Source organism: Paenibacillus sp. P3E (genome assembly GCF_001909045.1).
GTDB lineage: Bacteria > Bacillota > Bacilli > Paenibacillales > Paenibacillaceae > Paenibacillus_AQ > Paenibacillus_AQ helianthi.
Window position 1 is genome coordinate 36,471 of sequence record NZ_LVWH01000103.1, and the last position, 12,638, is coordinate 49,108.

Here is a 12,638-nt window from a genome sequence, read left to right on the forward strand (position 1 = left end):
AAGAGTCGCTAAGATTAGAATCTGGCAACAAAAAACTCGCGGTTGGCAGAGACAGACTTGGTCGTTAAGAGATTACCTGCATCATCTCTTATTCTCAAAGTATAGGGTACCGTTGTTAAAGTCGTGATGGTAGGAAATCTTGCCACACCAAAATCGTCAAAATCGGCAGTTACCGTTACTGTACCGCTGGTCAAGGAAGCTGTCCATCCGGAGGAATCCTTATTCACATTGCCCAGGCTTGTAGCAAGAACTACAAATCTGTCAAAAGTCTGTTTTATTCTGCGTCTCTTCACTACCTTCTTTGCATTTGCCTTGCGGGCCATCATAGCTTTTTTTGCCATTAAAGCTTTTTTTGCCAGGATTGCTTTCTTGTCAGGAGCTTTCATTTGTTTCACCACTTTCTGATAGGATAGAGTATTAGATGCAATTTGCGCTTGCAGTGAACCGCGTTCTTGCCTACTACTCTTCCAGAAATGTGGTATTGTCTCAGATTTATAGAAATGTACCCATATCCCTTTCCGCGCATACCCTGTATCGGAGAGGTGACACGATAGCCATGGGCGAAAAAATGTGGATGAAGCAGTATGCTTCCAAAATGAACCGTCCGCTGAGAAACCGGATTCGCAAAACGGTTCATTCCAGTAAGGGATCAGCGACGCTGCCTGTTATTATTCAATTCAATCACAAGTTAATCCAGAGCAGGATGCAAGCCTTACACAAGCATTTAGGCTCACACGTCATGTCTGTCAAACATCGCATTCCAATGCTCAATGCGGTTTCCTCACATATTTCAATGAAATGCCTGGAACGGATGTGCTGCTGGGAGGGCGTTCATAAGATATACCTGGATGACATTAAAAGCATGTCGCTGGATATTGCCACCCCATCGATCGGTGCAACTGCTGTGAAGCGCTCAAGAGGGCTTACCGGAAAAGGGATCAACATTGCTGTGCTTGACACCGGAGTGTTCCCTCATCCTGATCTGGTCCGGCCCGTGAACCGCATCGTGGCGTTCAAGGATTTCATCAATCACCGCAAGCGCCCCTATGACGACAACGGTCATGGCACTCATATTACCGGAGATGCGGCAGGCAACGGCTGGCTCAGTAAAGGGAAGTATAGAGGTCCAGCACCTGAGGCGGGGATCGTAGGTGTTAAAGTACTGGATATCAACGGAGATGGCTACGACTCAACGATTATTAAAGGGATCGAATGGTGTGTTGCGCAGCGTAAATGTCTGAAGCTGCGCATTCTATCGATGTCTTTCGGCGGACCTGTGAGCACATCATGCCAAGACGATCTGCTCTGCCAGGCTGTAGAAAAAGCAGTCAAAGCCGGACTTACTGTTGTAATCGCCGCTGGAAACAGCGGACCCGGACGCAAAACCATTGAGTCACCGGGCATCAGTCCGTCCGCTATTACTGTAGGAGCTGTAGATGACCGCCGGACCCTCACCCAAAAAGATGACCGCATTACCTTCTATTCCAGCCGTGGCCCGGCACCCTGCGGCAAGATCAAACCGGATCTTGTCGCCCCGGGGGAATCTGTCATTTCGCTTCGCGCCCCCGGCTCCCAGTTGGCCCGTAATTTCCCGTACCTGCGGTCTGGGCAACAATATTTCGTGTTGTCCGGCACCAGCATCTCTACCCCCATCGTCTCCGGTGCAGCCGCCCAGCTTCTGCAAAGCTGTCCTTCGCTCTCGCCTTGCCAGGTCAAAGCCAGATTGAAGAAAAACGCCTTCCGCCTGGGCCTTAAGCCAAACACAGCAGGCAGCGGCGAGATCAATATGCGGTTTCTGCTACGAAAATAGCGAATTTTCAAAATCGAATAACAGCAGACTTTCGTTCATCCGTAAATGACTTACAAATGCTCAGCAATTCCCTGCACCCAAGCCAGCAGTGCCTCATCTTCCCCATAACTCCCTACGCACTGAAAGCCAAGCGGCAGGCTGTTAATACTGGCTGATGGCAGACTGATGGTAGGACAACCCGCGAAGGTCCAGATAGCGGTCATCCCGGACCACCCGGTGCCCTCACCGATCTTAGGTGCAGTTCCACCCTGTGCTGGCGATACCCAGAGGTCCACTCCCTGTGCTGCTTGGACATTCTCCAGCTCCCGGCGCAGTCTGTACTGCTTCCGGCGGCACATCCCCAGCTCCGTATCGGAGATTTCCCGGCCCCGTAGAATAGCCTCCCTTACGGGATTGCCATAGCACTCTGCGTATCGACCGAACCACAGGGCATGCTCCCGGGCCATTTCACCTTCCAGAAACCGCAGCATGGCATTTCCGTAGATAAACTCATCCTCCCATGGCATACTTACTTGCTTTACCTCATAACCTTGCTGCTGAAGACTTAAGATTTGTGCGTTAAAAGCTTCTTTGACCTCACTACTCATCAGCTCCATGTATACCCCTTGGGGGATGCCAAGTACCGGTTTGCTGCGGGCTTGCTGATGCAGGTTCCTCCAGTCCGGGAGAAGCGAGGCTGCAACAACCTGCATATCCGGTACATTCTGTGTGAAGAACCCCACGGTATCAAAAGAAGGGGCCAGCAAAACAACTCCATCCAGCGGCACTCTGCCATAGCTTGGCTTGAAGCCCACCACACCGCAAAAGGACGCTGGGGCGATCACCGAACGGAGGGTCTGGGTGCCAACCGCCAGTGGACATAATCCGGCAGCAACCGCTGCTGCTGAGCCTGCACTTGAGCCACCTGGAGTATGATCCGTATGATGGGGATTACGCGTGGCAATAGGACCATTATAAGCAAATTCCTCGGTAACCGTCTTTCCTGCGATCAGCGCACCCAGTGAGCGGAGGCGCCGGATCAAAGACCCTTCCGGGCCGGTCAACACCTCAGCCGGCAAGCCGGACCCGGCCCGGGTAGGCAATCCCTCCACATGCAGCAGGTCCTTGATGCCTACAGGAACTCCGTAGAATACAGGCTTTTCCGCATTTCCGGCATAGTTCTTAAGCAAGAAGCCCTCATCCCGGGCCAACCGTTCCCCGGCATTTTCCTCAGCTACAAAGGCATGAATTTGAGGTTCAAGCCACTCATAACGCAGCCGGAACAGGTCCCAGGAAGGATGAAGTCCGTTCTCCGGGAAATCCGAAGCTGCAAGAGGAATAATAGAAGTTTGATTGAGAAGCATATCATCATCTCCATAGGAAGGTATATGTCTCTCTACTTACGTATGGAGTTCTGATTAGGTGGCAGTCACTCCTTCATAAATTGTTGCCGCCGCTCTGATACTCGCTCAGCTTTTCATTCAGCTGCTTGGCTTCCTTCTTCCCATCGATGTGCAGCATTGCGTACACCATGCCTTTAATCACCAGGACGGTAATCACGAAGGGAAGCAGCAGCCCTTTTTCCCTGAACGGTCCGGAACTGAAGAGCCACAGCCATAGGATTACAAAAACATCGCCAAGCACAAAACAGATATAGAAGCTCAGTGTTTGCGCATGTTTACTAAGCCCTTGTGTACTCACCAAAGCGTATTTGAAGCAGGTAAACGCCGCAGCCGCCATAATAATCTGCCATAATATTGATGTTCCGACGGAACCGGTCGAGTTCAAGGTCAGCACAATCGCCACCAGAATCGTCACACATCCACATGCTGTGAACAAATCCTTCAAGATACAGGATACGAATTTGCCGGTTTTCATCATGGAGCCTCCTCAGAGTCCTAGTTTTTGTTTCAGTACCGGAACATATTGCCGTGAAATGAAGACCTTTTCGCTATTGTGCAGCAAAGCTTCGAATCTTCCGTAAAGGACCGGGCTGACGGACTTGATTTTGGCAATATTCAGGATGGTTGATTTGGAGGCTCTAAAAAAATCCCTGTGCGCATAGGCCAGCTCAATCTCATACAGCTTCAACCTGGATTCATAAACCTTCTTGGCACAATAGATAAACACCTTGTGATCCACAGCCTCGAAATAATACACCTCATTCGGGTCGATGATATGCATTTGAAGATCGGTCATGCCGATCAGCTTCTTGGATGCCGTCATGGATGGAATGGAATGCAGCAGCTTCAGCACCTCTTCATCGGGATCATTGCACCTCAAAATAATCTCAGGCTCGCTGTCTTCCGGTATGCTCTCAATGGTGATTTTCATCTGCGTCCCTCCCGCCCTTCTGCCTGCAATTACAGTATATTTTTGTAAAAGCGCATCTTCAATAGGCTTTGCGTAAGCTGCATCCAGATGGCATTATGCTGCTTCTTAAGAGGGGCAGGATGACTATATCGATGCATAGGCTTCGATTCGCAGCTCTGCGAATACCCAGCCCGGATTCATTCCACTAACTATAGCTTTTACCGCGATGTTGCCGCATTCAGCTCTGTGATCATTGAACTCTCCCCCAGAGTAAACCCATTTACATCAGTGCTGACAGAATAGCATCACACAGCTCCATGGTCTTCACATTATCCCGTCCGCTGGAGACAGGGGTCAACCCTTCCCGGCAGCATTTCATGTAGTGCGCCATTTCGCCAACGAAGCCTCGCAGATATAGATCTCTGTAACCGCCAGACATTGCGGATGCTGAAGGGGTGAACACGGTATCCTGCTCGGCAAGCGATTGCCAAGGCAGTCCGCTGGCTGTAAGTGAATGATGAACGGTTAGCTTCACCACTTCATCTGCACAGGCAAACCCGTGATCGAAGGTAACCATCAGGCTCTCACTTTCTCTGGACCAGGCACTCATCCCGGCAAAATAAACACTGCCCACAATGCCATTTGCGAATTTCAGTGAAATGCTCTGGGAGATTTGTGCGTTATCATTGTTTGTAAATCCTGAAATCTGTACCGCTTCGCCAAACAAAAAACGCAGTAAATCTACAATATGGATAGCAGCAAGCTTCATGAACTGCTCCTCGTCTTTACAGAAAGGTGTGCTGTCTACTGCAAACCGCGCCTGGAAGGAGCGGGCGCCGCCCAATGTCCCTCCTGTAATTAGCTCCTTCAGCTTCATATAGACGGGAGCATAACGCTTCATGAATCCGACCATCAGCACTACTCCGGCCTGTTCGGCTGCATCTGCTAGCTGAAGAGCTTCCGGACCATTCCAGCCTAGTGGTTTGTCCACATATACATTTTTTCCGGCATGGATGCAGTCCAGCACCAATGAACTTTGATCCTGCGGCTGCGCGACTACCACCACCCCATCGCTTTCTTCATCCCGGAGCATTTTCCGGTAATCGTCATAGGGCTTGCCTCTGCTGCCAAACCGCTGAAGTGCGGCCCTCGAACGCTCCAGATCACGGGTCGATATCGCGGTAATTTCAGCCCCTGCTTGGATAGCAGAAGGGTAAATATTGGTAGATGCATGAAATCCCGCACCGATAAAACTGAGCTTTACTGTATTCAAGTTGAATCTCTCCTCTGTATCAGAATTACTGTTCATCATATTAGAGCAATTACGGGAACAATAAAAGGACACCTGTCCTCCATGCTGAATTCCACAGTGGAACCCCTGCTGAATATCCCCTATACTAATTCAAGGAAGCGATTGCAAGACTCTGATAGGACGGAAGGAGCGCATGTATGAAAATATCTGTGTTTTACAACCATATTGTTACCGCAAGCAAGCAATCCGGGCTGTCGGTACCCGAGGTACTAAGCCGGGCGCGCGAATGGGGCATCCAGGCGGTCGAGCTGGATTTGGACGAGGTACAGCCCAGCCGCGGGGCCATGAAAAATCAGCTGGAGCAAGCTGGAATTTCGATAGCTTCAATGTACGCTTTTTTTGATTTTGGCAATGCTTCCGATGTGCAGCCTGGACTGGATTTTATTGACACGGCAGAGTATTTGGGGGCGGACAAGGTACTTGTGATTCCGGGTTTCATTGAGGAATCAGCCAGCGAGGAGCTGCGGAACAGCTCGCTGCAGCGAATGGTTGCAGCGCTCCGGGAGATGTGCGAATACGCGGAGTCCAAAGGTATGGTAATCACTTTGGAGGATTTCGATGACAGCCGTGCGCCATTTTCCACTTCCGAAGAATTACTATGGTTTATGGATAAGGTTCCGAAGCTGGGCTGTACCTTCGACACTGGCAATTTCATCTATCAGGGTGAGGATGCGCTAGCAGCCTTCGGAAGGCTGGAATCGAGAATTGTACATGTCCACTGCAAAGACCGCTCACTGGAGGAGCATCGTTTGGAAACGCCGAAGATCACCACAAACGGGACGAAGCTGTTCCCGGCCCCTGTCGGCTCCGGTTGCATTCCGATACCAGAGATCCTGGAGCGGCTAAAATCCATCGGGTACAAGGATACGGTAGCGATTGAGCATTTTGATGCTGCGGATCAGCTAGGTTACATGCAGCAGTCGGCAGAATGGCTTCAGGCCCAATTCAAATAGGATAATATCTGCGTAATGCCAGCGTCTCTGGCCTTGGGTCCAGACCGCAAAACATCAGCCAGAGCTGTCAAAAACGCCGCCTTCCACTGCAATTGAAAATACAAAGATGATAAAGCTCCAACCCCGCCGAGTTCCAGCAAGCAGGCTGGCATGCGATCATAGACAATTTCAAAGCCTATACCGAACAAAACTAATCATCGAAGAAAGACGCCGGGGAAGATGCCCGGCGTCTTTCTTTTTGAACCCTAGTACAGCGTGCTCTCCGTTAGCCTCAACCTTGTGCCGCATCCATGTTCATGTAGTTAATGGCCCACAGATGGCCGTCCAAGTCCACGAAGCCCCAATGATACATGAACCCATGATCTTCAGGTTCAGCGTGCAATTTCCCGCCCATGGAGACCGCGGTATTCACAATTTCATCGACCTTTTCCCGGCTCTCGAAGGCCAATGCGATCGTCATCTGCGCATACTTGCCCGTATCGACGGATTCCTTCTCTGTGAGCGTATTAAAGAATGCTTGATTGATCAGCATGACCTGCAGGTTGTCGCCGATCACGATGGCTACCGAATTCTCATTCTCGGGGAATTGCGGGTTGAGCTCGAATCCGAGTCCGGTGAAGAACGCTTTCGATTGTTCTACGTTTTTTACAGGCAGGTTGATGCTCGTGAATGTGGACGTTAATGCCATTTTCAAAACACCTCTTCGTCAAATTAGTTTGTGTTCATTTATGCATTCGTTTATATAGACGACAGCCGATCCGGGAATTCATCGGTCTCATGGATTCGGAAGCGTAAATTTTGAAAAATAACTTGGTATTGAGTTCGGATACCCGCCATTCCATGACAATTAAAGGGTGGATATCGAGTAACGGAATGAGGGAACGGCAGGAAATTAATGATAAAACCGAAGTACGAAAGAAAAAGTTCGAAACAGTCACCATTATTTCTCCTGTTCTCCTCACTAATCGTACGCATATTCGATCTCCACTCAGTCCCTGTAGTTTACCGTCAAAACAGGCTTTAAGCAAGAAGCGGCGGAGGCGCTGGCTGCAAAACTAGTGGAGCTGTTTAACGGAAAAGGCGAAGCGAATTCCAAGCCGTTGACGACTGAGAAAGTTATCGAGGCTATGGACATCAGAGGCAGGACGCATCTGCAATCCCAACAACGACGGATCAAATCGAAACTGTCAAAAGAAGAGATTGCCTATCTTAGCGAGCACCGCAACGAGTATCCGGACATGGAGATCGTGGAGGAGCGCATCCGCCATTGTACAGTCCCGACCGGACCGCCGTTCAATTCTCGATCAGATCGCGACATTTCGGTTAATTACACAGCCTGTCGGCGAGATCCTGCAGGCTGTTCTAACGAGGAACGATAGCGGAAATGAGCAGATTGTATTGCAGTCTGCTTTTTTCATTGAAGTAACGGGCAAGTTAGTGGTAATTATAGTAAAATGGGTTGGGGCAGCAAGTTCAGTTTTACAGGACGTATACACCCGACAAAGGAGTTAACCATGTCAAAACAGCGTAAAGTTATTTTTACCATAACCATGCTCTATACAATCATAATTCTTTATTTTTTATTTTTCGCATTCGGTAGAATGGGTGCCGCAGAGCGAACGAATGGCTACACCTTTATTTTTTTACCAGATAGTTTCTTTAAATTGCCTACTATATCTGATCTTCTACACCCTACCCTCATGGATTTTGTTGGATTTGGAAATATCGTAGCTTTCATCCCATACGGTATATTGATTTTATTGTTATATCGGACTACGTTTCTTCGATTCATTACAATGTTCTTTTTTTCGATTCTCGTAATGGAAACCATACAGGCCCTTTCGTTTCTGGGCAGCTTCGATATTAACGATGCCATTCAAAATACATTAGGTGCAGCAGTCGGTTTTGGGGCATACAAGCTTGGTGTTCGTTCAAAAAACAATTGGCGCAATTTTTTGATAACCGCCATTTCCTGTATGGTTCTTTTATTAGGGGTATGGGGATTGTGTGGGATTGTAGATAAAGCGTCCACCAAAGAAGAAGGTCCCTTTGTGGCCATAAACGAATTGATGGACAGCTCTGGAAATTCATCAACTGGAAAAAGCCTGAATAGCTTTAAAATAAGCGCTCAAAACGTAAAACCCCGCTATAATATGTATGGCGTTGCAGGTGGGAATTCAGAAACGTTTATGTATTCGTATAAAGAGAAGATTATTTTCTCCTTGTATTACGGAATACCTGAACCAACGGATTATTCCGGAAGCATCCGTGTTTCCGTCGATGGACGCGAGGTATTGACCAGTTCTGGAGAAGTTCAACGTAATGATCCAGATCTGTTTCCGGCGATTTTCGAGATTCCTATCGAGGCTGGGAGCGAACTCAAGATAACCATCGAGGGGAACGAAAAAATATGGGATGTTGGGTATAGGAAAATGAAATATTTGTGGAACTGAATCCATAGATAATTTGTGTTGAATATTATTCAGGATTACTGGATCTATATATTGGATATTACTGGGGGATGGGAGATGGAACAAGGGCTTATAAAGGAAGTATTATCTCTATTGGATTTAGACCTCTCGGACTACAAGCTAATAGGCGGATACAATAACAATGTATTTGAAGTTGGAAGTAACACAAAATTTATTGTTAAGATTTTGGAAGATTCTGTTGTTAGTGAACTGAAATCATTAGCTGAATCGGAATGGCTGGATTACCTTCTTTCGAGGGGACTTAATGTGGCTAGACCAATACGTAAACAAGGAAAAGATTTTATTCAACGTATTAATGATGACTACTACTTCGTTTGTTATGAAAAGATAAACGGCTTACATATCCACCAAACCAACAATGCGATGTGGAGAGCACCATTGTTTGAAAGATGGGGCGAGGCAATGGGACATATCCACACTGCTTCAAAAGCATATACAGCTAACCATGCGTTCCCTTGTTGGAATGAAAACAAAATTTTACTCCAATTTGAATCAGCTCAGCTACCCACGATCCTGATTGAGAAGTGGTTTAAACACATTGAAGTGTTAAAAAAACTCCCTGTTTCAACTGATAACTTTGGCCTAATTCACGGAGATCTTCATCATGGAAATTTGCTAATCAGAGAAAACTCACTTAGTATCATTGATTTCGGAGACAGCGAGTATCATTGGTACGCTTATGATTTAGCGATCGTAATTTACCACACTACACAAGCTATAATAAAGAACGAAAGAAACAATTTCATAAGACGTTTTTACCAAGAATTTATGGAGGGATATGTTCGGGGGAACCCAGATACGAACTTCACTCAGGATATTGATTACTTTATTCAACTCAGACACCTATACTCTTTTACGTATCACTCCATCTATGCTGATAAGAGCCAATTAACGGAACAACAGCTAGAATACCTGAAGGATATGGAGCTATCCCTGATTAATGATGAACCCTATCTACATTTCACGTTCAACTAGCGGGAATCGCTAGCATCATGACGAACAGGCTGCCGGTATTATTGGCTACCTGTCCAACTATCGGGGAAGATAGCTCAATAAATTCGCGTAATTCATTCGCAACATCCTGTTGCCATATGCCAAAGATACAACGATGGAAATGCGATAATGGAAAAATACTTGATAAGTAATATATGATGAAATTCAAATGACCCTTGTGTATTTAATCAGTAAATGATCATTAAGCTCTAATGGAGAACGTTAGCATTCAACAAACCAAAGGCAGTCCAGAACTTTATTTTCCAATTCAAGGCTGCCTTTGGTTTGTATATAGGATCCAGTCTGTTTCTTATGATTGAGATCCTGACGGTTTTGTTCGAAAGGTCTATTTCTCATAGCTTCTGCCACACCTCGAACTCCACATCCATCTGAAATCCGAGGCGCTGGTAAAATGGCTGCATGGGACCTGTATATCCCTTAACCATGCCGAGAGACCGCAGACGGTTCAGCGCTTCATAGATTACCGCCCGGCCCAGCCCTCTCAGTCTGTAATCCGTATGGGTTCCCACCGGTTCAAGAATTCCTATCCGGTTCACCTCATCCACAAAAGCATTACAAAACGCCACGACCTCCCCCTGCTCATTAATCAGAGACAAGTCCAGAGCCGGACGATAACCCGGTGCTTGACGGATACCCCCGTATAACCGCAGCATCTGCTCTGCATGTACAGTTCCCGGGTAGTTAAACGCCATTATGTGGCCTTGCGCTTTAGCCTGGTCTGACACCTCTTCCCCGCATTGAAGCAAAAAGCCAACAGGAATATTCACCGAAAATTCCTTCTCCAGCGTGATGGAGATAATATTATCGCTCTCGTTCGGAAGATGCACATATCCCCTGCCCTGGACCAACTCTTGCAGCTTTGACATCCCCTTTGGCACTGCAAGCTTCACGGCAGCCGGAGCAGACTTCGCTTCGATGAATTCTAACATCTCACACAGCAGATCCTCCTGCGGATGATCTGTATCCAATTGAAAGTAGAAATCCCCATCCCTGCAAACCACAGCGGCCAGTTCCCCATTGTCGCGTTCCCACAGTCCGATATTTTGTTCCCACTCGGGGAGCAAGCCCGCCCTCCACTTATAGAAAAAAATCTCGAATTCAAAACGGGCAATCGTCCAGCTGCTCGGCCGATTTAATTTTGAATGGGCATGTGACAAGAACCGGCTCACTTTCATCATGTCATCTGATGTATAGTCTCTATAACGAGTCCCCATATGTATCCCTCTCCCTTGGCATTGTCTCTTTTAATTGTAAGTTATTTACTGTACAAGACATATGCCAAGTTCTACTGAAAAATGTTTTTACCCACAGAACATTCTGTCTGCCATTCATTCACATTCCAATTTATACACGATTTCATGAGCGTGACATATCCATATTCCAGGAGTACAATGGAAGGAACATTTGTTCTTACAAGGAGGATATCGTGCCATATATTCAATTGGGTGACTTAGAGTTGTTCTATGAAAAGATGGGTACCGGAGAGCCTGTTATCTTTCTGCACAGCGCTTATTCAAGGGGAATACTGGCATTTGCGAGTCAAATCCTTGATTTTCAGAATGCGTACACCTGCTATTTTCCGGATTTCAGGGGACATGGCAGAACCCGGTGCAATAATCTGGCCTGGAGCACCCCACAGCTGGCGGATGATATTACTGCGTTTATGGAGCAGTTGTCCATCCCCAAAGCGCATTTAATCGGTTATAGCCTGGGGGCAGGAGTGGCCATGGCTGTCGCGTTAAATGCGCCGGAGCGTGTATTTTCAATGACGACCATCGGTTCTAGCGGGTTCAAAGAGCCGTCCGGTGCGGATGAGTACGAGCCGGAATGGCTTGCTGCACACGGCAAGGACGTCATCATCCAACAAATGCTCGAACGGCATGAGGAGGCGCACCGCGGAAACTGGCAGGAATTCATGCGGCAGAGCGCCGCAGACTGGCGGTTATTCCCGCAACTAACCGAGGAGCAGATCCACAGCATCGATTGCCCTTCCCTGTTTATCGCCGGGGAGCATGATCTCTTTGTACAGGAATCCCAGCTCCGGCACTTGACTGCTCTGGTAGAGAACTCTAAGTATCTTGTTGTTCCTGGAGGCAGCCACCGGCCGCATATGCTGAGAGAGAACCCCGTATTGGTAAATGATGCAATCCTGCATTTTTTGAAACAGCATCCTATAGTGTAGATCCGCTAGTTCTTCTTAGCCCTCTTCACTTCGCTCTCAACCATTCGAACATACTCATCCACAGTAATCTTGCTGCTTAGCTGTGCAATAAGATCATACGGGATGCTATTTGTTTTTTTGAACCGCACACAGGATTTCCCCATATCGAGCCTGGTTTGAACATGCCTCGGATACTCTTCCTTGAACCAATCCAGCAGCCCGGGTACCATGTATATCCCCATATGGTAGAGTGCAATGAAATTCTTCTGCGAGGCTATACTGACAAAAGGGAGCGGCTGATCGGGGTTAACATGATAACCAGGCGGATAAATCTGATGGGGAACAACATAGGTTATCATTCCATAAGACATGGTTTCCTGAAACCCCACAGGCAAGTTGTCCCTCAGTATCTGTCTTAGCTTCATTATGGCTTCCTTCCGTTCCTCAGGCAGCTGGCTGATATATTCCTCGGGACTGGCCGATTCGTATTTCATCTGTTCTCCTCCTATCTGATATCCACAGGATTACCTTCACATGGAATTACAAGCATAAATTAGTGATTTAATTTCTTCCAGATACTATAATAAAAACGATATGTTTCTCA

14 protein-coding genes are annotated in these 12,638 nt (G+C 47.5%); 6 read left to right on the top strand and 8 right to left on the bottom strand.

What is annotated here, in order from left to right:
- Positions 1-14: 14 nt before the first annotated feature.
- Positions 15-395 (bottom strand): hypothetical protein, encoded by a 381-nt coding sequence (locus A3842_RS09770; protein ID WP_178382325.1) that lies wholly within the window; start codon positions 393-395, stop codon positions 15-17.
- Between the two features lie 161 nt (positions 396-556).
- Here A3842_RS09770 and A3842_RS09775 point away from each other — a divergent pair, with 161 nt between their 5' ends.
- Positions 557-1,810 (top strand): S8 family peptidase, encoded by a 1,254-nt coding sequence (locus A3842_RS09775; RefSeq protein ID WP_074101216.1) that lies wholly within the window; start codon positions 557-559, stop codon positions 1,808-1,810.
- Positions 1,811-1,860: 50 nt separating this feature from the next.
- On the opposite strand, the gene A3842_RS09780 is transcribed toward A3842_RS09775, so the two are convergent.
- The 4 genes from A3842_RS09780 to A3842_RS09795 form a co-directional block, all read right to left on the bottom strand.
- Entirely contained in the window at positions 1,861-3,153 is a 1,293-nt protein-coding gene (locus A3842_RS09780; protein WP_074101217.1) for an amidase, read from the bottom strand.
- 73 nt (positions 3,154-3,226) lie between these two features.
- Positions 3,227-3,667 carry a DUF3021 family protein gene (locus A3842_RS09785; protein ID WP_074101218.1) on the bottom strand — a complete coding sequence of 147 codons (441 nt, stop codon included), beginning with the start codon at positions 3,665-3,667 and terminating at the stop codon, positions 3,227-3,229.
- 12 nt (positions 3,668-3,679) lie between these two features.
- Positions 3,680-4,123 (bottom strand): LytTR family DNA-binding domain-containing protein, encoded by a 444-nt coding sequence (locus tag A3842_RS09790; RefSeq protein WP_074101219.1) that lies wholly within the window; start codon positions 4,121-4,123, stop codon positions 3,680-3,682.
- A gap of 259 nt (positions 4,124-4,382) precedes the next feature.
- Complete coding sequence (locus A3842_RS09795) at positions 4,383-5,375, bottom strand: Gfo/Idh/MocA family protein (RefSeq protein WP_074086360.1); 993 nt, start codon at positions 5,373-5,375, stop codon at positions 4,383-4,385.
- A gap of 176 nt (positions 5,376-5,551) precedes the next feature.
- Between A3842_RS09795 and A3842_RS09800 the strand changes: the two genes are divergently transcribed.
- Complete coding sequence (locus A3842_RS09800) at positions 5,552-6,367, top strand: sugar phosphate isomerase/epimerase family protein (protein ID WP_074086359.1); 816 nt, start codon at positions 5,552-5,554, stop codon at positions 6,365-6,367.
- A 271-nt stretch (positions 6,368-6,638) separates the two neighbouring features.
- Here A3842_RS09800 and A3842_RS09810 read toward each other — a convergent pair whose 3' ends face one another.
- A complete protein-coding gene (locus tag A3842_RS09810) occupies positions 6,639-7,055 on the bottom strand; it encodes a VOC family protein (protein WP_074086358.1) in 417 nt (138 codons plus the stop codon).
- Between the two features lie 370 nt (positions 7,056-7,425).
- On the opposite strand from A3842_RS09810, the gene A3842_RS09815 reads away from it, so the two are divergent.
- From A3842_RS09815 to A3842_RS09825, 3 genes are all read left to right on the top strand, one after another.
- Positions 7,426-7,746 carry a hypothetical protein gene (locus A3842_RS09815; RefSeq protein ID WP_074101220.1) on the top strand — a complete coding sequence of 107 codons (321 nt, stop codon included), beginning with the start codon at positions 7,426-7,428 and terminating at the stop codon, positions 7,744-7,746.
- Between the two features lie 135 nt (positions 7,747-7,881).
- Entirely contained in the window at positions 7,882-8,820 is a 939-nt protein-coding gene (locus A3842_RS09820; RefSeq protein ID WP_074101221.1) for a VanZ family protein, read from the top strand.
- 75 nt (positions 8,821-8,895) lie between these two features.
- Positions 8,896-9,834, top strand: coding sequence for a phosphotransferase enzyme family protein (locus tag A3842_RS09825; protein ID WP_074101222.1), 939 nt, complete (start codon positions 8,896-8,898; stop codon positions 9,832-9,834).
- 371 nt (positions 9,835-10,205) lie between these two features.
- On the opposite strand, the gene A3842_RS09830 is transcribed toward A3842_RS09825, so the two are convergent.
- Positions 10,206-11,087 (bottom strand): GNAT family N-acetyltransferase, encoded by an 882-nt coding sequence (locus tag A3842_RS09830; protein ID WP_074101223.1) that lies wholly within the window; start codon positions 11,085-11,087, stop codon positions 10,206-10,208.
- Between the two features lie 212 nt (positions 11,088-11,299).
- On the opposite strand from A3842_RS09830, the gene A3842_RS09835 reads away from it, so the two are divergent.
- On the top strand, positions 11,300-12,055 hold the full coding sequence (locus A3842_RS09835; protein ID WP_178382326.1) for an alpha/beta fold hydrolase: 756 nt from the start codon (positions 11,300-11,302) through the stop codon (positions 12,053-12,055).
- 5 nt (positions 12,056-12,060) lie between these two features.
- On the opposite strand, the gene A3842_RS09840 is transcribed toward A3842_RS09835, so the two are convergent.
- Positions 12,061-12,528 carry a DUF1801 domain-containing protein gene (locus A3842_RS09840; RefSeq protein WP_074101224.1) on the bottom strand — a complete coding sequence of 156 codons (468 nt, stop codon included), beginning with the start codon at positions 12,526-12,528 and terminating at the stop codon, positions 12,061-12,063.
- Positions 12,529-12,638 lie beyond the last annotated feature (110 nt).